This window comes from Proteus sp. TJ1640, from assembly GCF_003144445.1.
In the GTDB taxonomy this organism is placed as follows: domain Bacteria; phylum Pseudomonadota; class Gammaproteobacteria; order Enterobacterales; family Enterobacteriaceae; genus Proteus; species Proteus penneri.
Genome location: NZ_PENY01000044.1, coordinates 15,624 through 39,871 on the forward strand (window position 1 = coordinate 15,624; position 24,248 = coordinate 39,871).

At 36.0% G+C, this 24,248-nt stretch carries 23 protein-coding genes and 2 riboswitches; of the genes, 9 read left to right on the forward strand and 14 right to left on the reverse strand.

The window, feature by feature from the left end:
* Positions 1 to 204 precede the first annotated feature (204 nt).
* Together psiE and rlmA are read left to right on the forward strand one after the other, a co-directional pair.
* The gene (gene psiE, locus DK861_RS17400) at positions 205 to 618 is read left to right on the forward strand and encodes a phosphate-starvation-inducible protein PsiE (RefSeq protein WP_109395708.1); all 414 of its coding nucleotides are present in this window, start codon (positions 205 to 207) and stop codon (positions 616 to 618) included.
* Between the two features lie 146 nt (positions 619 to 764).
* Positions 765 to 1,580 (forward strand): 23S rRNA (guanine(745)-N(1))-methyltransferase, encoded by an 816-nt coding sequence (rlmA, locus tag DK861_RS17405; protein ID WP_109400890.1) that lies wholly within the window; start codon positions 765 to 767, stop codon positions 1,578 to 1,580.
* Positions 1,581 to 1,671: 91 nt separating this feature from the next.
* On the opposite strand, the gene mntP is transcribed toward rlmA, so the two are convergent.
* The 4 genes from mntP to pabB all read right to left on the reverse strand — a co-directional run bounded on the left by mntP (position 1,672) and on the right by pabB (position 6,431).
* A complete protein-coding gene (gene mntP, locus DK861_RS17410) occupies positions 1,672 to 2,259 on the reverse strand; it encodes a manganese efflux pump MntP (protein ID WP_006533102.1) in 588 nt (195 codons plus the stop codon).
* Positions 2,260 to 2,344: 85 nt separating this feature from the next.
* Positions 2,345 to 2,457, reverse strand: a riboswitch (yybP-ykoY riboswitch).
* Positions 2,458 to 2,949: 492 nt separating this feature from the next.
* A complete protein-coding gene (locus DK861_RS17415) occupies positions 2,950 to 4,311 on the reverse strand; it encodes an L-serine ammonia-lyase (RefSeq protein ID WP_109400891.1) in 1,362 nt (453 codons plus the stop codon).
* Positions 4,312 to 4,495: 184 nt separating this feature from the next.
* Positions 4,496 to 5,059 (reverse strand): CoA pyrophosphatase, encoded by a 564-nt coding sequence (locus tag DK861_RS17420; protein ID WP_109400892.1) that lies wholly within the window; start codon positions 5,057 to 5,059, stop codon positions 4,496 to 4,498.
* Positions 5,046 to 6,431: an aminodeoxychorismate synthase component 1 gene (gene pabB / locus DK861_RS17425; protein WP_109400893.1), complete on the reverse strand. Its 1,386-nt coding sequence runs from the start codon at positions 6,429 to 6,431 to the stop codon at positions 5,046 to 5,048. Before pabB ends, DK861_RS17420 begins: the two co-directional genes overlap by 14 nt.
* Positions 6,432 to 6,552: 121 nt before the next feature.
* Here pabB and DK861_RS17430 point away from each other — a divergent pair, with 121 nt between their 5' ends.
* Together DK861_RS17430 and yebF are read left to right on the forward strand one after the other, a co-directional pair.
* Positions 6,553 to 6,735 (forward strand): YoaH family protein, encoded by a 183-nt coding sequence (locus tag DK861_RS17430; RefSeq protein WP_069367593.1) that lies wholly within the window; start codon positions 6,553 to 6,555, stop codon positions 6,733 to 6,735.
* 96 nt (positions 6,736 to 6,831) lie between these two features.
* Positions 6,832 to 7,221, forward strand: a complete 390-nt coding sequence (yebF, locus tag DK861_RS17435) for a protein YebF (protein ID WP_109400894.1) — start codon at positions 6,832 to 6,834, stop codon at positions 7,219 to 7,221.
* 101 nt (positions 7,222 to 7,322) lie between these two features.
* Here the strand turns inward: yebF and DK861_RS17440 are convergent, their stop codons facing one another.
* Positions 7,323 to 7,556 (reverse strand): DNA polymerase III subunit theta, encoded by a 234-nt coding sequence (locus tag DK861_RS17440; protein ID WP_006533094.1) that lies wholly within the window; start codon positions 7,554 to 7,556, stop codon positions 7,323 to 7,325.
* Positions 7,557 to 8,882: 1,326 nt separating this feature from the next.
* On the opposite strand from DK861_RS17440, the gene DK861_RS17445 reads away from it, so the two are divergent.
* Positions 8,883 to 10,355, forward strand: a complete 1,473-nt coding sequence (locus tag DK861_RS17445; protein WP_109400895.1) for a sodium:alanine symporter family protein — start codon at positions 8,883 to 8,885, stop codon at positions 10,353 to 10,355.
* Positions 10,356 to 10,466: 111 nt separating this feature from the next.
* Positions 10,467 to 11,327: an N-acetylmuramoyl-L-alanine amidase gene (locus DK861_RS17450; protein WP_072064222.1), complete on the forward strand. Its 861-nt coding sequence runs from the start codon at positions 10,467 to 10,469 to the stop codon at positions 11,325 to 11,327.
* A gap of 65 nt (positions 11,328 to 11,392) precedes the next feature.
* On the opposite strand, the gene brnQ is transcribed toward DK861_RS17450, so the two are convergent.
* The 3 genes from brnQ to DK861_RS17465 form a co-directional block, all read right to left on the reverse strand.
* On the reverse strand, positions 11,393 to 12,745 hold the full coding sequence (gene brnQ / locus DK861_RS17455) for a branched-chain amino acid transport system II carrier protein (RefSeq protein ID WP_109400896.1): 1,353 nt from the start codon (positions 12,743 to 12,745) through the stop codon (positions 11,393 to 11,395).
* A gap of 302 nt (positions 12,746 to 13,047) precedes the next feature.
* Entirely contained in the window at positions 13,048 to 13,854 is an 807-nt protein-coding gene (gene yidA / locus DK861_RS17460) for a sugar-phosphatase (protein ID WP_072064220.1), read from the reverse strand.
* Positions 13,855 to 13,979: 125 nt separating this feature from the next.
* Positions 13,980 to 14,366, reverse strand: a complete 387-nt coding sequence (locus tag DK861_RS17465) for a helix-turn-helix domain-containing protein (protein WP_006533085.1) — start codon at positions 14,364 to 14,366, stop codon at positions 13,980 to 13,982.
* 337 nt (positions 14,367 to 14,703) lie between these two features.
* Here DK861_RS17465 and mgrB point away from each other — a divergent pair, with 337 nt between their 5' ends.
* Positions 14,704 to 14,880, forward strand: coding sequence for a PhoP/PhoQ regulator MgrB (gene mgrB, locus DK861_RS18545; RefSeq protein ID WP_239452204.1), 177 nt, complete (start codon positions 14,704 to 14,706; stop codon positions 14,878 to 14,880).
* Positions 14,881 to 15,033: 153 nt separating this feature from the next.
* Entirely contained in the window at positions 15,034 to 16,416 is a 1,383-nt protein-coding gene (locus DK861_RS17475) for an amino acid permease (RefSeq protein ID WP_006533083.1), read from the forward strand.
* Between the two features lie 128 nt (positions 16,417 to 16,544).
* On the opposite strand, the gene pagP is transcribed toward DK861_RS17475, so the two are convergent.
* Together pagP and DK861_RS17485 are read right to left on the reverse strand one after the other, a co-directional pair.
* Complete coding sequence (gene pagP, locus DK861_RS17480; RefSeq protein WP_109400897.1) at positions 16,545 to 17,180, reverse strand: lipid IV(A) palmitoyltransferase PagP; 636 nt, start codon at positions 17,178 to 17,180, stop codon at positions 16,545 to 16,547.
* A gap of 607 nt (positions 17,181 to 17,787) precedes the next feature.
* On the reverse strand, positions 17,788 to 18,432 hold the full coding sequence (locus DK861_RS17485) for a hypothetical protein (protein WP_006533081.1): 645 nt from the start codon (positions 18,430 to 18,432) through the stop codon (positions 17,788 to 17,790).
* Between the two features lie 316 nt (positions 18,433 to 18,748).
* Positions 18,749 to 18,837: riboswitch (TPP riboswitch) on the forward strand.
* Positions 18,838 to 18,888: 51 nt separating this feature from the next.
* Between DK861_RS17485 and thiD the strand changes: the two genes are divergently transcribed.
* Positions 18,889 to 19,686, forward strand: a complete 798-nt coding sequence (gene thiD / locus DK861_RS17490; RefSeq protein WP_109400898.1) for a bifunctional hydroxymethylpyrimidine kinase/phosphomethylpyrimidine kinase — start codon at positions 18,889 to 18,891, stop codon at positions 19,684 to 19,686.
* A gap of 51 nt (positions 19,687 to 19,737) precedes the next feature.
* On the opposite strand, the gene fbaB is transcribed toward thiD, so the two are convergent.
* The 4 genes from fbaB to baeR form a co-directional block, all read right to left on the reverse strand.
* Positions 19,738 to 20,787, reverse strand: a complete 1,050-nt coding sequence (gene fbaB / locus DK861_RS17495) for a class I fructose-bisphosphate aldolase (protein WP_006533078.1) — start codon at positions 20,785 to 20,787, stop codon at positions 19,738 to 19,740.
* Positions 20,788 to 20,836: 49 nt separating this feature from the next.
* A complete protein-coding gene (gene yegS / locus DK861_RS17500; protein ID WP_072064215.1) occupies positions 20,837 to 21,730 on the reverse strand; it encodes a lipid kinase YegS in 894 nt (297 codons plus the stop codon).
* Positions 21,731 to 22,026: 296 nt separating this feature from the next.
* Complete coding sequence (gene yegQ, locus DK861_RS17505) at positions 22,027 to 23,406, reverse strand: tRNA 5-hydroxyuridine modification protein YegQ (RefSeq protein ID WP_072064214.1); 1,380 nt, start codon at positions 23,404 to 23,406, stop codon at positions 22,027 to 22,029.
* 119 nt (positions 23,407 to 23,525) lie between these two features.
* Positions 23,526 to 24,233 (reverse strand): two-component system response regulator BaeR, encoded by a 708-nt coding sequence (gene baeR, locus DK861_RS17510; protein WP_072064213.1) that lies wholly within the window; start codon positions 24,231 to 24,233, stop codon positions 23,526 to 23,528.
* Positions 24,234 to 24,248 lie beyond the last annotated feature (15 nt).

The window sequence follows — 24,248 nt, forward strand, 5'->3', positions numbered from 1 at the left end:
AGCCCTGAAGTTAAGTATAGGTAAATCAGCTTACAAGTTGAAATTTAAAAGTAAATATTGCGATTACCGCATCATTATTTTTGGTTTTTGAGCTCTAAAAGATAAAAAAATGGTGTGGTAAATGTGTAAATCCATTAAAATTGTTTAATTGACCTTTTATTATTGTTACATATCACGGAATGATCCCACTAGGTTATAGTTTATATGAAAAAATCAAGCGAAGAATTACTGAAATGCATTGCCACTATATTACAGTGGGTGCTTAATATTGGATTACTTATTTTAGCGATTGTATTAGTCAGTTTTCTTATCAAAGAAACGTATGTAATTGCTTCATTATTATTTAATTTAGGCGCAGAAGAGTCGTCTTATCAATTATTAGAAGGTATTTTGATCTACTTTCTTTATTTTGAGTTTATTGCGCTTATTGTTAAGTATTTTTTATCTGGCGGGCATTTTCCCCTTAGATATTTTATTTATATTGGAATAACGGCAATAGTGCGTTTAATTATTGTAGAGCATAAAAATTCGGTTGATACGCTAATACAATCAGGTGCAATATTGTTGTTAGTTATTGCGTTATTTATCGCGAATACTGAAAAACTAAAACGTACTTGATCCGTCTATAAGTTGTAATTATTAAGCTACTTATTATGGAAAGCATGACTTAAAATTAAAAATAAATAGTCAGGTTTTCCGCAAGATTAGGAGAGGTATGTTATTATCTCTCCCTATTCTACTCTGAGTTATACAAAAATATTACTATGTCTTATCAATGTCCATTATGTTATCAGGCTCTCTCTCTTCAAGCCCACAGTTGGATCTGTGAAAATAATCATCAATTTGATTGTGCTAAAGAAGGGTATGTCAATTTATTGCCAGTGCAATTTAAACGCTCAAAAGAGCCCGGCGATAGTGCAGAAATGATAAACGCACGCCGTACGTTTTTAGATGCGGGTTTTTACCAGCCAATGCGAGATAAAGTGGCTGAATTAATACAAATATTATTGCCTGAAGATAACAGTGTTATATTGGATATTGGGTGTGGTGAAGGTTATTATACTCATCAGTTTTATCAAAACTTAAAATTACATAACCCACAAGTGTATGGCTTAGATGTTTCAAAGGTTGCGATTAAATATGCAGCTAAACGTTATTCATCAATTCATTTTTGTGTAGCCTCAAGTCAACGTTTACCTTTTTGTGATGCTTCTTTAAATGCAGTTGTGCGTATTTACGCCCCTTGTAATAGTGATGAATTAGCAAGAGTTATTGTTCACAATGGTTATATTATTACTGTTACGCCAGCGCCACGTCATCTCTATCAGTTAAAATCACTGATTTATTCAGAAGTACATCTTCATCCATTAAAAGAAGAACAATTCGATGGATTTAATAAAGTGTCTGAACATCAAGTTGCTTATATGATGAATTTAAACGGTAAGCAGGCTTTTGATTTATTACAAATGACACCGTTTGCATGGCGTGCAAGTGAAGAAGTAAAACAGGCATTAGCGGAAAGTAAAGACTTTGAATGTGAAACAGACTTTTTAATTCGAGTCTATCAACGTCATGCTTAATAACGTGAAATAAAAGTATTTTGTTAAGTTAATAAAAAAGCTTAGGTCGTGATATTTCAAACCTAAGCTTTTTAATATGATTTATTAGCGATTATTTAGCGTACATAAATAATTCTAAGTGTTCAAATACAATATTAAAGCCGATAGCAATTAATACAATCCCGCCAATAATTTCTGCTTTTTTTCCAAGTACTGGCCCAATATAACGGCCAATTAACATACCCAGAGTTGCCATGATCATTGTCATCATACCAATTGTCATTGCGGTATGAACAATATTGACTTGAAGGAATGCTAAACCGACACCAATTGCCATTGCATCAAGGCTTGTTGCAATACCTGTTGCGATTAAAGATAGTGAGCCGTGACGTTGTGGAGCATCTTCTTCACAAGGACAGTCATCACCACGTTTTAAGCTCTGGTAAATCATCCGGCTACCAAGAACAAACAGTAATCCAAAGGCAACCCAGTGATCCCATTGAATAATATATTGGCTAGTATATAAACCTAATGCCCAACCAATAACAGGTGTGCTGGCTTCAATAATACCAAATATAAATCCAGTGCGGAGCGCTTCGCGAAAACGGGGTTTGTGTAATGTGGCACCTTTACAGACAGCGACAGCAAATGCGTCCATAGAAAGGGCTAGGGCGAGAATGATAGTAGCGTAGAAACTCATAATAAAGCCTCGGTTGGGGTATTTCCATATACACACAATTGACCCCCAACCAAAGAAGTGCAATTATGTGTCTATGGTCTTGCCAACCGTATTACGGCATCTGTACCACGCTAAATAAAAATAAGCGAGTATGTTGATACAGACTTCTTAAAATAATGTTTTTTATTTTAAGACAGGCTACTCCCCAATGACTTGGTGCAGAAGATAACATATTATTTTCGAAAGGCAACAAATTATTTATTATATTTCAAAAATGATATTGATAATAATTATCATTATTAAGTGTAGCGACTTTAAATATATTATAAATAATTATTTAATGTTAAAAAAATGATAATTTTCAATATGATGAATGATTAACCATATAATAAACAATGGGTTTTAATTATTTTTATAATAAGAAATTAATTTTTTATAGAAATGAATACACCTGAAAATTATGCGCTTTATTTTTTACAAAATTAAATGAATATTAAATGAGCCTATATTTAATGTGTATATTTAATACTTACATTTAATATGGAAAAATAAGAAATATTTAAATTATAAAAAAATATATTACTTAATTTTAAATGTGTACTTTATGATTATTATTTTTAGTTATTTAAGGGGGAGACGATGATTAAAAATAAAGTCACTAAAATAAAAAAAGCCATTCAAAATGAATGGCTTTTCGTGTAAATAGTGTTATTAGTCACACTGCACTTTGATTGCAAGACCACCGCGAGATGTTTCGCGGTATTTAGCATTCATGTCTTTACCTGTTTCATACATGGTTTCAATGACTTTATCGAGAGAAACACGAGGTTCACTGGTACGACGAATTGCCATACGTGCGGCATTAACGGCTTTAACTGAAGCAATAGCATTACGTTCAATACAAGGAACTTGAACTTGGCCTGCAACTGGGTCACAAGTTAAACCAAGGTTATGTTCCATACCGATTTCAGCAGCAATACAAACTTGCTCAGGGCTTCCACCTAATAATTCAGCAAGACCCGCAGCCGCCATTGAACAAGCTACACCAACTTCGCCTTGGCAACCGACTTCAGCGCCTGAAATTGAAGCATTCATTTTGTAAAGAATACCAATTGCGCCTGATGCCAAGAAATAACGTAGGTAGGTTTCTTGTGTAACGGGTTCGATGCAACGATCGTAGTAAGCTAATACAGCAGGAACGATGCCACATGCGCCATTTGTTGGTGCTGTTACAACGCGTCCGCCTGCTGCGTTTTCTTCATTAACTGCCAGTGCAAACATATTAATCAGATCAACCACTTTCATTGGATCGTTTGACAGGCTGTTGCTCGATGTTAATAAGCGATTTAATGCAGCTGCACGACGAGGTACACGTAATGGCCCTGGTAATACGCCTTCTGTATTTAAACCGTGCTCAATACATTCTTGCATGGTTTTATAAACATCAGCGAAATAAGCATTAATTTCTGCTTGAGTATGTAGATCCAGCTCATTTTTCATCATTAAGCTGGAAATGGATAAACCCGTTTCTTTACAGTGCGTTAATAACTCTTCTGCGCTAGCATAAGGATATGAGACTGGCTTGCTATTTAATGTTGATTTACCAAAGTTTTCTTCATCAACGATAAAACCACCACCAATAGAGTAGTACGTTTTTCTATAGACTTCTTTGTCGTCAACAAAAGCATGGATTGTCATACCATTTTCATGTAATGACAGATTGTCATTGCTGAAATGCATACTTTCTGCTGGAAAATCAACAACTTTTAAGCCATTTGCTAATGATAGCTTGCCTGTTTCTTCAACTTCACGAATAAAACCGGGAATGCTGTCAATATCGACAGTAGCTGGTGAATTACCTGCTAACCCCATAATAATTGCGATATCAGTATGGTGACCTTTGCCTGTCAAAGACAAGGAGCCGTAAACATCAACAGCTACGCGAGTGACAGACGCAATCAATTCCTGGCTGACTAAATCATCGACAAATTCTTTACCCGCTTTCATTGGCCCTACGGTGTGAGAGCTAGATGGTCCGATGCCCACTTTAAACATGTCGAAAACGCTAATCACGTCAGACTCCTTAATAATAAGAGAGAGGGTTAAAAAGAATAAAATATAGTTATTTATAGTAAAGGGATCGTTTTTACAGTTATATCGTCCCGTTAATGATGTAGTTTACAACATTTTTTTAAAATAGCTAAGTAGAGTTGTGAAGGCGCTGATAAAAAGCACAAGCTGAATATAAAATAGCGAGTTAAGTGATATGTAGAGCGAGTCTATGCAAAATAGCGGCGGTTAATCCCCAAACAAGATGTCCATTATAGGGATAAAAGTAGATACGATGATTTTCACCAGCACGATGAAAATTTAATTGTTGATAATGTTGAGCATTAAGTACATGACTTAGTGGCATTTCAAAGATAGAGGCGACTTCAGCCGGATTATTACGCAAAGGTAAATCTGCAGGAATAACACCCACAATAGGAGTGACTAAATATCCGCTAGAACTTTGCAAAGGGGCTAATTGACCAATAACGGATACGGCATTGGGTGGAATAGTCACTTCTTCATGCGCTTCTCTTAGTGCAGTTGCAATAAGGTTGCTATCTTCAGGATCACGTTTACCGCCAGGTAAAGCAACTTGTCCTGCATGAGAGCGTAACGTTGATGCACGTTCTGTTAATAATAATGTTGGATTAGGTTTATTGATAATCGGCAGCAAAACGGCTGCCGATTTTTGGGTATGAAGAGACTGATTTACCTTATCATCAGGTAATGTAAGTTGAAAACGATTGATAAAAGTATCAATGGGTGTCATCAATAGCAGACTCTCTTAAAACAGTTAATATTTGCCCAAGTTTATCGAATGTTTCTTGGTACTCTTTTTCAGCAACGCTATCAGCAACAATACCACCGCCAGCCCAGCAGTAAATTTTATTTTTTTCAGTTAATAAAGTGCGAATGCTGATATTGGTGTCCATTGTGCCACAAAAACTGATATAGCCAATTGCACCACAATATCCATGGCGACGATGAGGTTCAAGTTCTTCGATGATCTCCATTGCTCTGATTTTTGGGGCTCCAGTGATAGAACCACCAGGAAAAGCTGCTCTTAATAAATCAGTTGCTGTTAAATGAGAAGGTAGTTGTGCCGTAATCGTACTGACTAAATGATGTACTGCTGGGAAACGCTCAACAACAAATAACTCAGGTACTTTTACTGAACCTGTTACTGCAACTTTGCCAATATCATTACGCATTAAGTCTACAATCATTAAGTTTTCTGCGCGATCTTTACGCGAATTTGCTAATAATTGTGCTTGTTCATCATCTTCTTCTGGTAATGCCTTACGAGGTAGTGTTCCCTTTATTGGGCGAGTTTCTATTTTATTATCAACTAAATGAATAAAACGCTCAGGTGAAACACTAATTACAAAATTGTTGGGTAAGCACATAAAAGAAGAGAATGGTGCTTTATTAGCTCGATTTAATGTTAAGAATGCATTCCATTCACTACCAGTATAGTTTGCACAAAAACGTTGAGCTAAATTAACTTGATAGCAGTCACCCGAAAGTAAGTATTGATGAATTTTAGCAATTTTTTCGTTATATTCATCATTACTGATGTTTGATTGCCAATCTGTTGTTAAGGTGAATTGCGAATCAAGGGATGTGGAAGTTTGGCTTTCTAACCACTGTAAGCGCTCATCAATATTGTGATAACTAATTAAAGTGGCTTTTTTTAAGTGGTGATCGACAATAAGGGCCCAATCATAAATACCAATTGCCATATCTGCAAAATTAAGTTCATTTTTCGCGATTTCAGGTAAGTTCTCAAGATGACGACCTAAATCATAACTCCAGATACCTAAAGCACCTCCTAAAAAAGGCAATGACTCATTATGTTCTGGGTGAAAATCAAATTGTTCTAACGCAGACTGAATGAGAGTGAAAGGATCTTTTTTAGAACGTTTTACCGTGCCGTTTTTTTCTTTAATCGTTGTCGTTTGTTTGCGAGTTTCTAAAGTCACAGCAGGATCGGAGACAACAATATCAAAACGATTATGAGGATGTTCGGCAAAACCAGAATGAAGTAAACTAGACCAAGGCAATGACGCAATAGGAGAAAATACCCGCAGTGCCAGATCAGGGGTATAAGTTAATTCGCGTTGTTGTAATTGTATATCCATCTTATGACCATGTAAACAAAGTATGTTGTATCATTCGTACAATAAATTGTAATCAAAAAGATTACATTCATGTAAATACAAAATAGACGTTAATGACGTTAATAAAGATAAGAGTAACATTATGTTTCTAGGAATGCCTACATTAACACATGAAGAGCAGCAAAAAGCAGTGGAAAAAATTCAATCTCTAATGGCTGAGGGTATGAGTAGCGGAGAGGCAATTCAGTTGGTTGCTCAAGAATTAAGAGAAAAGCATACAACCCGTGAATCAGTGTCTATCGTATTTGATGATGAGAATGAATAAAACAAATTTTTAACAAATGTCACAATTGTGTGATTAACCATGTGCTATGCTTAATGAATACACATCCTGTTTTAAGGGATATTTTCGGGGGGTTATATGAAATTAAGCAAGTTTATTGGTCAAACAGGGATACTTGGAGCAGGTTTTTTGCTTGCTATTTCTTTTGGAGCATCTGCAGAAAGTATCGAAAATGTTAATAAAGATATTGTACGTTCTGCTCCTTTTTCGAGTTGCGTTAATTTAGATAATAATCAACTTGTTACAAGAGTAAAAAATGATTATTTACAAAATCGCTTACCTCGTTGGCAAGATGATAAAAAGACATTAGGACCAAAACCTGTTGCAAGTATTAATGCTAATGAAATTATCAAGATGAATAATAACTATCAGATGGTATTGAATGTAAGAGGGGCGAGAACAGATCTTCGTTACAATGTTCAAGTCAATTGTGATGATAATACTATTACTTATGTTTCCCCTAAATAATAGATAGGTGATAGTGAGTTGTTATTAATCTATTGAAAAAAGAGATAAACCTTGGTTTATCTCTTTTTTTTACCATTATCAAAATAACGAGAAGTATTTGACTATTTTTTTACCGATGGTTCATAAGGTAAACGAGAATAGTGTTGGCTTCTTGCACGATAAAATACCAGCCTCTCTTGAAAGAAGGCTTGAAAAGCTTGAGGTTGTTCTCTTAAAACGGCATCTGCTACAACGGGCATGTTATAGCGCTCTTTAAAAGCGACGCCTGAAGCAGCTAAGCTTACATTTAGCTTATCTTTTTCTTCTTGTGTTAATTCTGAAAGGTTATAACTCATTATCTTTCCCTCTATAACAATATAAGTAAGGTAAAATAGCGTGCTTATTAATGCAAGCAAATAAAGATATTAGTCATTAATGTGTAGTAAAAATGACGTGTTTTATTTGGGTTGATTTTTAATCAAGACAATTAAATATAACAACAAAATTTTATTCCTCATTAATTGTTATACCACTTTATAGTAATTCAAATAAGGCTAATGATAAAATACGTACGTTCCCCTCCCTGATTAAATGGATTTTTAAATAGAGAAAAAGCAGTTTATCTATGAAAAGAGTAAATAATATGAATATTTAATTTGATTTAGATCAATGAAAATAGATGGGAATTTTGCATTGAAATTAAATAATGTTAATTTATCAATTAGATATTTCATATGTTTTAATTTTGTATTATTTGACAATGGCTTATGATAATACACTGAAATATTGAGATAAAAAAATGCCCTGTTGGGGAAACAGGGCGAAAATTAATACAACACCAGGGAAAAACATAGTATAAATAAAATTAACTAAATGGTTAATAGGTAAATTTACGTGATTCTACATTTTTTTATTAATATGAAATAAAGTATTTTTAAATATTTAATTAATTTTCAAAGAAAATAGGACTATATAATGAATAGTAAGTGAATAAAAAAGAGAACAGAAACAAATCAGCAGTATTCATTAAAAATGAAAGATAACAAACCATTTTAAAATTAATACATTAGAGAAGTATGATAAAATAAGAATGTAAAGTTTGTTTTTACCTTACCTTAATATCTTATTAATATTAAAGTGTTTTATTGATATGGCAATATAAAATATTTATTGTTAATAATTGTGAAACTTTTTAACTCTTAAATGTTAAATTGAATATTAAAAAATATCATTAACTAATGACTTTAATAGTTCATTTAAGTCTTACTTTAGATAAATAGAAAAGATTATTAATTGATGTTTTTTTAATCTATTTATTCTTTTTCTAAAATGACTGATTAACTTAATGACCAATGTGCTCAATTTACTTTTTGAGTTAATAAAATAAAGGAATAATTATTTATCTTAATGATATGTATGGTTTTTTTATTTTTCAATATTGTTTGTTTTCGTTAATGAGATAATTTAATTAAAATAATAACATGTAAAAAAATAAACAAAAAATATACATGTAACACAATATTGTGTTACATTTAGTTCGCTTTTAACACAGTAATTTTTGATATTACTTTAAGACAGATTCAAATCAGTAATTGACTCAATTACACGGTATCTGCTTACTTTTTTTATTTCAATAGCGATGTAAGGATAGGTTATATACGTTATTATATAAGGGGATTAATTTGACAGGGCTAATAAACTTTGCGAATAACATTTTATGGGGATATGTTCTTATCTACTTGCTTCTCGGAGTAGGTATTTACTTTACTATCCGTACCGGATTTATACAAATCCGACATTTTAGTCATATGTTCTCTATTTTGAAAAATAGCCATAAGTCAGATAAATCAGGGATCTCTTCCTTCCAGGCATTATGCACCAGTTTAGCTGCGCGTGTAGGTACGGGTAACTTGACAGGAGTTGCGATTGCTTTAACAGCGGGTGGCCCTGGCGCTATTTTTTGGATGTGGGTAGTTGCTTTAATTGGTATGGCAACATCATTAATAGAAAGTACATTAGCACAACTTTATAAAACAAAAGATGATGATGGTAATTACCGAGGTGGTCCTGCTTATTATATGACGAAAGGACTGAAAATGCGCTGGATGGGGGTTCTTTTCGCCATTTTCTTGATTATCGCTTTTGGCTTGGTTTTTAATGCTGTCCAAGCGAATTCGATTGCTCAAGCTACAGCTTCTGCTTTTAATTTTGATCCATTTTATGTGGGGCTCTTTTTAGTATTAACGAGCGGATTTATTATTTTTGGTGGCCTGCGTTGGGTTGCTCGTGTTGCTGAGTTAGTTGTTCCTATTATGGCAACAGCTTATTTATTATTAGCATTTTGGGTTGTTGCAGATCATATTGAACGCTTACCCGAAGTTTTCATTTTAATTTTTAAAAGTGCGTTTGGATTACAAGAAGCGGCTGCAGGTGCAATTGCTTATGGTATTAGTCAAGCGATGACACAAGGTATTCAGCGCGGCCTCTTTTCTAATGAAGCAGGTATGGGATCAGCACCTAATGCTGCGGCTTCAGCAACACCTTATCCACCACATCCTGCATCCCAAGGCTATATTCAAATGTTAGGTGTTTTTATGGATACCTTGGTTATTTGTAGTGCCACTGCGGTGATCATTTTATCATCGGGGGTATTAGATAGTTATCCAGAAGGTATTAACGGTATTCAATTAACGCAATTGGCTTTGTCATCTAGTGTAGGGGGGTGGGGGAGTACCTTTATCGCGATTGCAATTTTCTTCTTCGCTTTTACCTCCATTATTGCTAATTATGCTTATGCTGAGAGTAATATGATTTTCCTTGGACGTAATCACACAACAGGGCTATTCCTGTTACGTTCAGCAGTGTTAGCCATGGTGATGTTTGGCGCTTTAGCGGATATGCCTCTTGTTTGGAAAATGGCCGATCTCTCAATGGGATTAATGGCAATGACTAATTTAATCGCAATCATTTTACTTTCTGGTGTCGCCTTAAAATTAGTTAAAGATTATAACCAGCAACGACAAGCAGGTTTATTGCCTACGTTTGATATTCGACAATATCCAGAGTTACAAGATGATATTGAAGAAGGAATTTGGGATAAGAATATTGTTTCAGATGAACCTTTAATTCGATGTGAAAAAGTGAGTAATAATTAAAGCTAGTAATACCAATAATAAAAAAAGAACAAAACTCAAGACCCATATTTTCTAATATGGGTTTTTTGATTACTATTTAGCTAATGTTATCAACTTAATTCAGGATGAATAATGATTTTTAGCCGATACAATATAAGTTTATTATTGGGTGTATTTTTACTTTTAGGTTGTTCAACACAGCCTAAATTAATCGATAGAGGAAATTATGTTGCTGAGATTATTGCTAATAATCCAGGACAAGATAATCGTGTCAAATATTTAATTATGCATTATACGGCAGCAAATGATGCTGTTTCATTAAAAACCCTTACAGGAGGAACAGTAAGTAGTCATTACCTAATACCAACAAAGCCTAAATTTATCAATAATAAACCTATTGTTTTATCTTTGGTCAATGAAAATAAAAGAGCATGGCATGCGGGACTAAGCCAATGGGGAAATAGTGCAGGTCTTAACGACGGCTCTATTGGTATTGAAATTACAAATTTGGGTTATAAAGATGAGGGAATATTAAGGTATTGGTTTTCTTATACTCCTGAGCAAGTTTTGACGATCACATTAATGATGAAAGATATTATTCAACGCTATGGCATTGAGCCTCAAAATGTTTTAGGGCATAGTGATATAGCTCCTCAAAGAAAGGTCGATCCCGGACCTCTTTTTCCATGGGCTGAGTTAGCAAAACAGGGAATAGGAGCTTGGCCTGATGAAGAAACAGTTGCTTTTTATTTAGCAGGAAGAGAAATCTCTGAGCCTGTTGATATTGCTAACTTCCAAACACTTTTGGCGAAATATGGCTATCAAACTCCTACGAGTGGAGTATTAGATCCCGAGACACAGAAAGTGGTAAGCGCATTTCAGATGCATTTTAGAGCAAGTGATATTAAAGGTATTCCGGATGCACAATCAGAAGCTATTTTAATGGCATTAATTGATAAATATCGTACAAAATGGATACAGCCAGTTATTTAGGTCACAGAACATTCAATTATTTAATAATTTGCCCCAAAGTGGATATCCGCCTTGGGGCAAGTTATTTATTTTATGGTGTTAGGAGTGGTAATTTCAGATTCAGTTTCTTTAAAGTTGAGACTGATGATTAATGAAATAACGAATGCAATAATACCGGGTAATACCCAACCTAAGCCATAATCAGACAGCGGGATATAACTAAATAATTGCAGCAAATCAGCATTCAACCACTTCAGTTGCTTCAATGTATCGAAAAGACTCATCAAAACAATGATGGCAATTGTAAAGCGATAGGTAAAGCGAGGCGCTTTTAATTTATTACGAATAAATTGCAGTAATACTAATGTAACTGCAGTTGGATAAATCATTAATAATGCAGGAATAGTTACTCTTAATAATGTATCAAGGCCAAACGTTGATACGATTGTGGTCATTAATGTAAATACCACAACCCAAAAACGATAGCCTAAACGGTGATGGAATGTCGCAAAGTAGTCAGCAGCAGCACTTGTTACACCAACAAGTGTTGTCATACTAGCTAATAAAACAATCCCACCCATTAACCAAGTGCCGACAGAACCAAATAGCGCATCGACATATCGTGAGAAAATTTGACCACCGTTAGTGGCATTGAGTGCAGGATCAGCAAAAACAGACACAGAGTGGCTTGTTGCACCTAAATAGAAAAGGCACAGATAAAGTGCGGCTAACAGTAAGACTGAAATCATACCCGCTTTTACGGTAATAAAACCGATCTGGCGTGGTTCAGTAATGCCTTTGGTATATAAAGCACGAGCTACGATACCGCCAAATGCCATGGCTGAAAGGACATCCATGGTTTGGTAGCCATCAATAAAGCCAGAGAAGAAGCCATTTACCGCATAAAGTCCTGTTGGTTCACCAATTGGGGAAATCGGTTTAGCCACAACAACAATACCAACAACAACAAGTAGAATTAAAAGCGCGGGTGTCATAAATTTACCAATGGCGCTTATCATCGTGCCTTGTTTTAACATGAAGAACATACTGGTGATGTTAAACACAAGAGCGAAAGTGAGGTGTGTTGCCGTATTTTTTTCAACGAGCCCTAAAGGTAAGAAACCCATTTCATAAGCAGTATTGGTAACACGAGGCATCGCAAAAGTAGAACCTACGATAAGATACAGTGCTACCCAGAAAATGACGGCAACCCATGAAGGTAAATCAATAGAAAGGCGCTCACCACGTCCACGAATTGCAACGATAACTAAGGTTAGAAATGGGAGTAAGACACCAGTAACTAGGAAACCTAAAGATGTACTAAACCAGAGGTTTCCCGATTGAAAACCCGCCATAGGGGGGAAAATAATATTGCCAGCACCAAGAAAGAGTGCAAAAACCATCATTCCAAGAACGAGCATATCTTTTGTAGAAAGCATAACTTAAACTACCTGTCTGTGAAGAAAATATATAAATGATTTATATTTGTTATTCTACATCTAGCCTAATTAACAGCTTAATATGTTGTGAAAATGCAATTTGAATAACGAAAAGTGAATTGATAGTAACAAATTCTGAAGGATATGTAAGAAGAAAGGCAGATTTAACGCTCATTTAACAGCAATTATAGAATAATAAAAGGCTATGTTTTTGGTCGAAAAGCAGTGTGATCCTCTGCTAAGGATCACAATAGCTATATAATTTTGTAGACATTCGCGATAAAACACAAAAAAAATCGTGTTTAAATAAATTTATTGATAGCGACTGCAACACCGTGCTCTTCATTAGAAAGTGTGACGAATTTGGCGACTTTTTTCACTTCTTCAGGGGCATTTCCCATTGCAACACCTAAGCCTGCATATTTTAGCATTGCCAAATCATTACCTTGATCACCAATACACATGATTTTTTCTGGTGTAATCTTTAAATGTTCAGCGACTTTTTGAACAGCACTTCCTTTATTGACGTGGGTGTTCAACACTTCAATAAAATAAGGTGCACTGCGTAATATGCTGTATTGTTCATAAATATTAGCAGGAAGATATTGAATCGCATTATCTAAAACGGCTGGTGCATCAACAATCATAAACTTACTAAAATACATATCAGTTTGCATTTCATTCAGTGGACGATAATAAAGTGGAGTCCAAGATAAAAAGGCTTCTTGGCAAGTGAAATGGCTAATATGACGATTAGTGGTATAAATCTTATTATCGCTAATAACGTGAAAATGGACACCAATCTCGCGAGCGAGGTTTTCAAAATAGAGGTAATCTTCAAAATTGAGCAGATCTTGAATAATAACTTCACCATTATCTGCTTGATGGATTTGGCTACCATTATTGCTGATACAGTAACAGTTAGATGTATCAAGACCGAGTGTTTTTAAATAGGGATAGATGCCATTAAAGGCACGCCCTGAAGCCAATACAATCTTAACACCCGCTTCTTTTGCTCTCTGAACGGCTTGTTTTACTTCTGGCGTAATTTCGTGTTGTTTGTTAAGCAAGGTTCCATCTAAATCAATAGCGATAAGCTTAATACTCATTAGCATCCCCATATTAAAAAAACAGTCATGATAAAGGAAGGACGAAGCGGCCTATCATCACATAGCTTGAGTATTATTTATGTGACATTAAAGGCTATCTGTATAATGTCACATAAATAGAAGGGTTAATCACAACAAGGTGATTGTAAATGTAATGGCTGTTTGGTTTCTAAAACGATCTCTTGATTCTGCCGAAAGTCGAAAGGCGTGATGCCATACTCTTTACGGAACATATAAGTAAAGTGAGATTGCGAACCAAAGCCGAAATCAAGAGCGATATCGAAGATAGAACGTTCACTGGTACGTAATAAATGAATAGCACCAGCTAATCTACGCTGACGGATATACTTTCCTAAAGAGGTGCCTGTGACTTCTTTAAAGATTTTCTGCATGTGCCAAAGAGAATATCCAGAATAAGCCGCCAACTCTTCAAGATGGATAACACGGCCTAAATGCTCCTCAATCCATTTACTTAGCGCGCACACTAATGCGAGATGATTATCTTGTGGCATTACAGTTCCATTCTATCAATGAAGTTAAGGTAAAAATCAAAATTAACTCCCTAATCTTATACAAAAAATGGCAGACAGAGAAATCCATATTAATGGATAGCTATCTCTAATCGTTGGCAAAATGTGTACTTAATAATATAAGGTCATTTTACATACAGTTTAGAGCGAAATAATGCACATTATCTGAAGTCTGTCGAGGAAGCATTTACCTTTCATAATGAAAGTTATGCTAAATTTACTTATAGAGATAATTGATTGCGAATTTTATAACAACAACTCCTTTTCTTGTTATCGTATTTAAGCGAATACTTGTAATGTGATAAGTCATACTAACAAAATGTATTTAAAGGATTTTAAATTGAACGCAAAGAAAATAATTATTAGCTTAATTATTGCATTGATCATTACCTTTGGCCTCTATCTGGTGGCTTTAGATAATTTTTGCGATCGAGGAGAGGATTTCCAACAAGGCCTTTGTCGCTTTACCACATTATTTCCCTCAAAACATCACTAACTAACAGATAGCTTTTCTTATTATTTTTCGCCTAGCATAAAATGTATTTGTTATTCAAGTCAGAATAGTGTTTTAATGGTGGCTCGAAATGAATAAAATCGTAAACATTAGTTTACATGTTAAGTTGATAAAATAATAAAGAGAAGAGGATGTATGGCGAGAGAGTCGCAACAGACAGAACTTAAGCGCGGTCTGAAAAATCGACATATCCAGCTAATTGCGCTGGGTGGTGCTGTCGGCGCTGGTCTGTTTCTTGGTATAGCGCAAACTATTAATATGACAGGCCCATCAGTAATATTAGGATATGCTATTGGTGGTTTTATTGCGTTTATGATCATGCGCCAATTAGGCGAAATGGTTGCCGAAGAGCCAGTTGCGGGCTCGTTTAGTCACTTTGCTAATAAATATTGGAGCCCATTTGCTGGCTTTTTATCTGGCTGGAACTATTGGGTGATGTTTATTCTTGTCGGTATGGCAGAATTAACCGCTGCAGGTAAATATATTAACTACTGGTTACCAGATATCCCTGTTTGGGTTTCCGTTGCTATCTTCTTCGTGGCAATTAACTTAATCAATTTGATTAACGTTAAAATGTATGGTGAAACAGAATTCTGGTTTGCCATTATTAAAGTGTTGGCGATCGTTGGTATGATTTTATTTGGGAGCTATTTACTGGTAAGTGGTAATGGTGGTCCCCAAGCTTCGGTTAGCAATTTATGGGAGCTAGGTTTTTTCCCTCATGGTTTTACGGGCTTTATGTCTGCATTAGCGATTGTGATGTTCTCTTTTGGGGGACTTGAGCTGGTGGGGATCACTGCGGCTGAAGCTGAAAATCCAAAAGTCAGTATCCCAAAAGCAACTAACCAAGTTGTTTATCGTATTTTAATTTTCTATATCGGTTCGTTGTTAGTGTTACTTTCACTCTATCCTTGGACGCAAGTTGTGAAAGGTGAAAGCCCATTCGTCCTGATTTTCCATAACTTAGATAATTTCTTAATCGCAAATATTTTAAATGCTGTGGTATTAACGGCTGCGCTGTCAGTTTATAACAGTGGTGTTTACTCTAATAGTCGTATGCTTTATGGCTTGGCAAAACAAGGAAATGCGCCACATGCACTTTCTCGCATTAATAAACGTGGTGTACCAGTAGTGTCGTTACTATTGTCAGCTATTGCGACCTCATTAGGTATTTTAGTTAATTACTTATTACCTGATCAAGCGTTAGAATTATTAATGGCATTGGTTGTAACCACATTAGTACTTAATTGGATTATGATCTGTTTAGCGAATTTAAAATTTAGAGCGGCAAAAACGAAAGAGGGTATAGAGCCTTTCTTTAAAGCACTTTGGTATCCTTATGGTAACTACATTTGTCTTGCTTTCTTATGCATGATTTTAGTGATTATCTTATTTATGCCACAAGTGAATATTTCAGTAATTTTAATGCCATTCTGGATCGCATTCTTATGGGTTGGTTTTAAGATTTCCCGTATGAAGAAAACACCGGATAATGCTCAAGCCAGTCAAGATATTTAAGTTATTACAGGTTGAGTGAGTTACTTTATTGAACAAAAAACGCATCTAAAATGATGCGTTTTTTAATTGTATTGTTCTATATTTTTATTGTTTACACTTATTCTGTTCTAATAGGCAAAAATAAGAAATTACTGCCAACGTAACCAAGCAAATAACACGTTACCATTGTTATAAGTACCAGGTACATAGGTCGCTTGTAGTGAAAGGTGCCCATAACCGACAGACACTAACGGCAAAGGAAGTGGCATAGGAATATAGTTATATTCATGGCGTGCTGTAATACTCAGTGTAAATCCTGCGCCCATACGGAAACCGTCTTTATCACCGGGATACCACATTTTCTCAAAACCATAGCCCATAATAGGTTGTACGCGGTTATTTGAGTCCATAAATGCCATCGCATAAAGGGAGTACCAATCACCATCATTGTCATAACGATATTTACCCATGCCAAAGCCCCAAGGTGTTTCGTTATAGCGATCAGTTTTTTCTTTATCGTAAGTAAATCGGTTATGCCAAGTCCATACAGGTAAATAGTAATTATATTGGTCATTATCCCAAGTTTGATTAACATTACGTTTGAATTTTTCCCAGTAGTTCTCTTCATTATTAGATTGAGGAGGGGTGCTGGTGACTTGTTGGTTTTCTGTCATAATAGTCTGATTGGTATCTGTATTATTTTCAGAAGCGAAAGCGGAAGTTGTTAACGCAAGTGAAAACAGCGTTGTAGCTAATACGCTAGGGTGAAAATAGGACGATGACATAATATAACTCCGAGTACGGCATAAACAGTGATTCTGGTGATGACAAATAAACATTACTAATAGTGTTATTTAATCGACAAGTATTTAAGATAAGAGGTATCTGAAACTTTACTTCTTAAATAAAATCTTAAGAGGGTAGAATCGGTTAAGAATAAAACAATAGGCTTATTGTACTTATGAACGTAATTTTGTCTGATATTAAATGATGTTATTTTTTTATGATAACATATTGTTTCTAATGAAAATTAAATTTTATTAGATTTTAAATAAATAGCTGATAAATAAGCCTTGTAAGATTTAATTTAGGTTTGGTTACTTTCAACAGAAAAAAAACACTAAATATTTATTCTTATGACTCAATTAACATATTGAAATAAAATTAATATTAACAACATTAGCTTAGAAAAAGAGATTAATTTCCAGCTGAATAATAAAGTAACAAATAAGAAGAGTTAAATAAAAAAAAGAAAAGTTCTGTGTTGGTTTATAAATTGTTTAAGTTACGTGGGTTTTATTTAGTGAAGTGTCGGTTTTTTGTGCAGATTATCCTAAATTAAAAACGTGTGAATAATGTTTATTCACACGTTTTCAGGAAATAGATTACTTATTATTGAGATAATTTTTCTTTGCTAATTACAAGGAGCCGATGAGTATGAGTATCTCGATCTTTCCCCCAGCAGAAAGCATCCCAGTTTTCATAAAGATCATCCGTATCTTTCACAACGGTTAGAGGGCGGTTTTCTTCTGTTCCATCTGAAATATAAACATTAAGGTGAACAGTAAAAGCCCAATCAATCATTGTTTCCCAAAAACGCTTACCTGCACCTGTTTGTTCTTCATCAGAAACAACAATACTGTATGTTTTAAGTAAATAGCTGAAGAAGTATCTAGGGAGATATCTTGTCGCAATATCATGTTCTTCAGAAACAGTTCGCCACACTTTAACTTGAGTACATGTTGTTTTGCTAAATATAATATCTTTGCGAAAAATAAGCTCTACAAGATAAACTGTTTCAGGTGCATTGGTAGTTGAAATTAAACGATATTGATTTCGTTTTAAAGACTTAACAAAACGATACCCATTGGGGATGCTATATTCTGGTAATACAAAGTCTTCAACACCTTTTTCAAGGAATTCTTTTGTATGATCAATATTTCTAGAGTGAATTTTCAATTTTACATTAAAGTCTGCATCAGGAATAAGATAAGGCATTGATTGTCCATTATTCTGTTGCGATGGTTCATTTTTCATTTAGCCCCTCCGCATTGTGTGATTGTCCAGAAATGCATTATAAATACCTCATTTAGCAGATAATATATCTATTGTCGTTAAAACGAGCAAAATAATTTATTTTATTCTTCTTATTTAAAGATAGCTAAAATATATTCCTTAAATTGATGTTTCGCGCAATATAAGCCATCGGCTTAGTATTTATTATATACAACCTTCACTGATTTATCTTACTGAATAACAAATCTCAAAAATAGAAAGTTAGTCAATAGAGGTCTGTTATCAAGCTAGCATCTTTATCTTGAGCATGCGATACTTCTTATCGCCTGAATTTACAGGCTTTGGCTCGGGGCGCCTTATGGCTGAGATGAACCCGTATAACCTGATCTGGATAATGCCAGCGTAGGGAAGTCAAGGTAACTCTGCTGATTAACAGAGCCCGACTTTTCTGTAACTGGTGAAAGGAGGAGTTAATCAGTGAGATTTAATGCATTGTCTATCGCAGGCACCGATCCTAGTGGTGGTGCAGGTATTCAGGCTGATCTGAAAACATTTTCCGCACTGGGTGTTTATGGCACAACAGTAATGACAGCACTTGTTGCTCAAAATACCTGTGGTGTCCGTAGTGTCTATGATTTATCCCCTGATTTTGTTGCAGCTCAATTAGATGCTGTCTTGTCTGATATTCGAATTGATAGCGCCAAAATAGGTATGCTCTCTAATGCTTCAATTATTGATGTGGTTTGCGACAAAATTCAGCAATATGCTATTCCTTTTGTTGTTCTTGACACGGTTATGATTGCAAAAAGTGGTGATCCTCTATTACAGCCTGATGCGGTTAATAAAATGGTCAGTCAGCTTTTACCGTTGGTTGATTTGATCACACCTAATTTACCTGAAGCAGCTGCCCTGCTAGGTTGTGAAGTTGCTCAAGATGAAATAACGATGAAGCAACAAGGTTATGCATTACTAAAGCAAGGATGCAAAGCCGTGTTAATGAAAGGAGGACATTTAACTGAAGATGAAAGTCCCGATTGGTTATTTACTCAAGATGGCGAGTGGCGATTTACCTCAAAACGTGTGAATACGAAAAATACTCATGGTACAGGATGCACACTTTCAGCCGCTTTAGCCGCTATTCGTCCCCAAGTTGTTAATTGGCAGGTTTGTGTTGAGCAAGCAAAAGCCTATCTACAACAAGCGTTAGAACATGCAGATAGTTTAGAGGTTGGACAAGGTTTCGGCCCTGTACACCATTTTCATCGCTGGTGGTAATACTAAAAAGCCCCTATAAAAGGGGCTTTAACTGATCGTAAAATCAGATAATTAAGCAATAGTGACAGATTTATTTAGATAAACATCTTGTACGGCATTAATTAGAGCCACGCCATCTTTCATTGATTTTTTGAACGCTTTACGCCCTAAGATCAAGCCCATACCACCCGCTCGTTTATTAATAACGGCGGTACGAACAGCATCTTCAAGGTCATTATTACCTGAAGCACCACCAGAGTTAATTAATCCCGCACGTCCCATATAGCAGTTTGCTAATTGGTAACGAACTAAATCAATTGGGTTTTCAGTAGTGAGTTTGGTGTAAACACGCTCATCTGTATGACCAAAACCAATTGCTTTAAAGCCACCGTTATTTTCAGCCATTTTTTGTTTAACAATATCAGCACCAATTGTTGCGGCTAAATGGTTTGCTTGACCGGTTAAATCTGCACTTGCATGGTAATCTACGCCATCTTTTTTAAAGGCTGGGTTGCGTAAATAAGCCCATAATACAGTGACCATCCCCAATTCATGTGCACGCTCAAAGGCCATTGAAATTTCTTCTATTTGGCGACGGCTTTCTTGTGAACCAAAGTAGATGGTTGCACCCACTGCAACAGCACCCATTTCAAAGGCTTGTTCTACACTGGCGTACAGTGTTTGGTCATATTGCGCTGGGTAGCTTAGGGTTTCATTGTGGTTTAATTTCACAAGGAAAGGAATTTTGTGTGCATAGCGACGAGAAACAGAAGCAAGAACACCATAAGTAGAGGCAACACAGTTACAACCCGCTTCAATAGCTAACTCAACAATATTTTTCGGATCAAAATAGAGTGGGTTTGCGGCAAAAGAGGCTGCAGCAGAATGTTCAACCCCTTGGTCAACAGGTAGAATGGACAGATAACCTGTTCCCGCTAAACGCCCGTGATTAAACAGGGTTTGCATTGAACGTAACACGCTATTAGGGCGATTGTTATCAATCATAACGCGATCAACAAAGTCAGAACCTGGCAGGTAGAGATTTTCGCTCGGGATGGTTTGGCAACGATGTTCCAATAATGATTTCGCATCAGCACCTAACAAACTTACTATATCAGTCATTACATACTCCAGTTCATGATGAGATGAGAGTGATTGTCATTTATCTACATTAAGATAACAAGTCACATTGAGGCGGTAACCGGCAGTGGATCGCTTCAGGTAGCACAATAAATTCAAATTTATTTCCTAAAAGGGGTTCTCCATCTAAATTAAATATCATTTCATGAGAAGCACTAATGTTTACCCAGCGACTTTCACGTTCGATTATCTTGTCATTTTTTTTCCGATCAAACAGGCTATTGAAAAGAGAAGGGAGTAATTCGTGCGCTTCAACAATAGTGATATTAAGCTTATTGTCATTAATTAATGCATCAGGGCAGAGTTGTTGCCCGCCCCCGGCTTGGCGACCATTACCAATACCGAGAATGAGGGATTCACCTTTCCAGTGAAAGTTTTCTGCTTCAATAGTACAGTAATCTGCTTTCAAAGAATCAATACTTAAAAGACCATTAATAAAATAAGCTGCCCCTCCTAATGCCGATTTTAAGGCTTCTGGCGTTTCAGTGGTAATTTTGGTACCAAAACCACCAGAAGCCATATTAATAAAATAATGGGTCTTATTTACATTGATAACATCAATGGGCACTGCCCGTCCTTTAACGGCTAAGTTAAGGGCATTCTCCATATCACGAGGGATTTGTGCGCTGGTGGCAAAATCATTTGCTGTACCTAATGGAATAATGCCAAGTGTTGGTAACGATGAGGGGGAGAGATGAATTAGTTCAGATACAACGCTATTAATTGTTCCATCGCCTCCGGCTGCAATCACCGTTTCTGCCTGTATATCTATCGCTTCTTGTACAAAACGACGTATATCACTGGATTCCCAAGTTACTCTTACTTGGAGGTTAAAACCTTCGTTACGTAATTGGTAGACTGCTTTTCTCAATGCACCGTTGTTCGCGCTTTTTCCATTAATGATCAGTAAACTAATTTTACTCATTGATGAGTTCCTTTAATTGAATCACTCTTTTAAAGGTAATGGATATCGAGAAAATTACTATTTTTTTTACAAAGTATAACGAAAAAGGAGTGTGTTTTACGAAAAGATAATTGATAACGGGAAGTGAAAAAAGAAAAGGCAAATCCAAGGGAGATTGGATTTGCCAAGGAGGTGGTTCCTAGTCTTACTGTATTCATTTTAGTTCTTTATTTTTCAGAACTGATGATACGGCAAACAAATCATTATTGATGTGATCTGTATTTGAAATTGACCACTTTAAATCAGATTATGACGCTTTACTTTACTTCAACCGCATCAATTTTATGCGGTTGACGTGTTGTTGTACCTTGTAGGTTGCGGATCAGCAGTGCGAAATCTAAATCAACATCTTCAGGAACAGACAAGTAAACCATGTGACCATTACCCGGAGCAACATCCGTTGGTTGCTGTTTTTTGTTAAACAGTGATTCTAACGTAAACTGAATATTTCCAGTTGGTGTCATTAATTCTAGGCTATCACCTAAAACAAATTTATTTTTAACATCAACTTCCGCTAAACCGTTTACGCGTTTACCAGTGAATTCACCGACAAATTGTTGGGTGTCAGAGACAGAGTAACCATATTCATAAGTTTGGTACGCATCATGGGTATGACGACGTAAGAAACCTTCGGTATAACCACGATGTGCTAAGCCTTCTAATGTCGTTAGCAACGTTGGATCAAAGGGTTTGCCTGCAACAGCATCATCAATTGCACGACGATACATTTGCGCTGTACGAGCACAGTAATAGAAGGATTTAGTACGACCTTCAATTTTCAGAGAGTGCACACCCATTTGTGTTAATTGCTCAACATGTTCAATCGCACGTAAGTCTTTAGAGTTCATGATATAAGTACCGTGTTCATCTTCGAACGCAGTCATATATTCACCAGGACGTTTTGCTTCTTCGATTAAGTAGACTTTATCTGTTGGCGCGCCAACGCCTAAAGTAGGCTCAACGTTTTTAACTGGGATTGGCGTGTATTTTTCAACGATATTGCCCACATCGTCTTCTTTGCCTTCTTCGACTTTATATTCCCAACGGCAAGCGTTAGTACATGTACCTTGGTTTGGGTCACGCTTATTGATATAGCCAGATAGTAGACAACGGCCTGAGTAAGCCATACATAATGCACCGTGAACGAAAACTTCTAATTCCATATCAGGAACTTGCTTACGAATTTCAGCAATTTCATCAATAGAAAGTTCACGTGAAAGGATCACGCGAGTTAATCCCATTTGGCGCCAGAATTTTACGGTTGCCCAGTTAACGGCATTGGCTTGTACTGAAAGGTGGATATCCATTTCAGGGAAGGCCTCACGTACCATCATGATCAAACCCGGATCAGACATAATCAGCGCATCAGGGCCCATATCAATGACAGGTTTTAAGTCACGGATAAAGGTTTTTAATTTAGCATTATGAGGTGCGATATTAACCACAACATAGAAGCGTTTACCTAATTCATGGGCTTCTTGAATACCTTTGGCAAGGTTTTCGTGGTTAAACTCATTATTACGCACACGTAAGCTATAACGTGGCTGACCTGCATAAACGGCGTCTGCGCCATAAGCAAAGGCATAGCGCATATTTTTTAATGAGCCAGCAGGAGAGAGCAATTCGGGTGTAAACATGGTTAATTTCCTGGTTCTGATTTCAAGTCAGTCCCCCACACATTGGGTAGGGGTATATCATAAAGGAGGGGATTCTAGCGCTTAAGTGTAGCGAGGTTCAATGTATTCCTGAAAAAATATCATCGAAAACGGTAAGCTTGGGTTTCCCAACGATAGCCTTGGCCATAAATTGAACGAATAAATTCAATTTGATCGTTAAGTTGCTCTAGTTTGCGTCGTAAGTTTTTAATGTGACTATCAATAGTTCTGTCCGTCACAATACGGTAGTCATCATAAAGGTGATCCATAAGTTGGTCACGCGTCAATATTTTACCGGGTTGAGTGGCTAACGCTTTAAGTAAACGAAATTCAGCAGTCGTTAAATCAAGAATTTTATTGTTGTATTGGATTTGATAAGCCTGCTCATCAATGACGACTAATTTATCGTTTTGAACAATATCTTGTGGTCGATAAAAACGGCGTAATAAAGTTTTGACTCTGGCGACCACTTCTCTTGGGCTGTAGGGTTTGCAAATATAGTCATCAGCACCAATCTCAAGCCCGAGTAATCTATCTACTTCCTCTGTTTTAGCTGTGACCATAATGATGGGAATATCGGAAAACTGACGTAACTCTTTACAGACAGTAATGCCATCTTTAACGGGCAACATCAGATCTAATAGTATTAAATCGTAATGTTGCTGTTTTACACAATGGCTAACTTCAGCACCATCTGCTAACCAATAAGTTTGATAACCTGATGATTGAAGATAATCAATAAGCAATTGGGCAAGTTTAGGCTCATCTTCAACAATCAGGATTGAATAAGGAGATTCAGATAGGGTCATTTATTGGCTCAATGG

What these genes read in the sequence shown, in the direction of transcription:
- pabB (WP_109400893.1), bottom strand. Translation starts at nt 6,431, where the DNA reads ATGGATATACAATTACAACAACGCGAATTAACTTATACCCCTGATCTG.
- brnQ (WP_109400896.1), bottom strand. Translation starts at nt 12,745, where the DNA reads ATGCTTTCTACAAAAGATATGCTCGTTCTTGGAATGATGGTTTTTGCA.
- DK861_RS17465 (WP_006533085.1), bottom strand. Translation starts at nt 14,366, where the DNA reads ATGCCACAAGATAATCATCTCGCATTAGTGTGCGCGCTAAGTAAATGG.
- yegQ (WP_072064214.1), bottom strand. Translation starts at nt 23,406, where the DNA reads ATGTTTACACCCGAATTGCTCTCTCCTGCTGGCTCATTAAAAAATATG.
- yidA (WP_072064220.1), bottom strand. Translation starts at nt 13,854, where the DNA reads ATGAGTATTAAGCTTATCGCTATTGATTTAGATGGAACCTTGCTTAAC.
- DK861_RS17485 (WP_006533081.1), bottom strand. Translation starts at nt 18,432, where the DNA reads ATGAAAAATGAACCATCGCAACAGAATAATGGACAATCAATGCCTTAT.
- mntP (WP_006533102.1), bottom strand. Translation starts at nt 2,259, where the DNA reads ATGAGTTTCTACGCTACTATCATTCTCGCCCTAGCCCTTTCTATGGAC.
- psiE (WP_109395708.1), top strand. Translation starts at nt 205, where the DNA reads ATGAAAAAATCAAGCGAAGAATTACTGAAATGCATTGCCACTATATTA.
- rlmA (WP_109400890.1), top strand. Translation starts at nt 765, where the DNA reads ATGTCTTATCAATGTCCATTATGTTATCAGGCTCTCTCTCTTCAAGCC.
- mgrB (WP_239452204.1), top strand. Translation starts at nt 14,704, where the DNA reads ATGTATTTAAAGGATTTTAAATTGAACGCAAAGAAAATAATTATTAGC.
- baeR (WP_072064213.1), bottom strand. Translation starts at nt 24,233, where the DNA reads ATGACCCTATCTGAATCTCCTTATTCAATCCTGATTGTTGAAGATGAG.
- pagP (WP_109400897.1), bottom strand. Translation starts at nt 17,180, where the DNA reads ATGTCATCGTCCTATTTTCACCCTAGCGTATTAGCTACAACGCTGTTT.
- DK861_RS17430 (WP_069367593.1), top strand. Translation starts at nt 6,553, where the DNA reads ATGTTTCTAGGAATGCCTACATTAACACATGAAGAGCAGCAAAAAGCA.
- DK861_RS17475 (WP_006533083.1), top strand. Translation starts at nt 15,034, where the DNA reads ATGGCGAGAGAGTCGCAACAGACAGAACTTAAGCGCGGTCTGAAAAAT.
- DK861_RS17440 (WP_006533094.1), bottom strand. Translation starts at nt 7,556, where the DNA reads ATGAGTTATAACCTTTCAGAATTAACACAAGAAGAAAAAGATAAGCTA.
- yebF (WP_109400894.1), top strand. Translation starts at nt 6,832, where the DNA reads ATGAAATTAAGCAAGTTTATTGGTCAAACAGGGATACTTGGAGCAGGT.
- DK861_RS17450 (WP_072064222.1), top strand. Translation starts at nt 10,467, where the DNA reads ATGATTTTTAGCCGATACAATATAAGTTTATTATTGGGTGTATTTTTA.
- yegS (WP_072064215.1), bottom strand. Translation starts at nt 21,730, where the DNA reads ATGAGTAAAATTAGTTTACTGATCATTAATGGAAAAAGCGCGAACAAC.
- DK861_RS17420 (WP_109400892.1), bottom strand. Translation starts at nt 5,059, where the DNA reads ATGACACCCATTGATACTTTTATCAATCGTTTTCAACTTACATTACCT.
- fbaB (WP_006533078.1), bottom strand. Translation starts at nt 20,787, where the DNA reads ATGACTGATATAGTAAGTTTGTTAGGTGCTGATGCGAAATCATTATTG.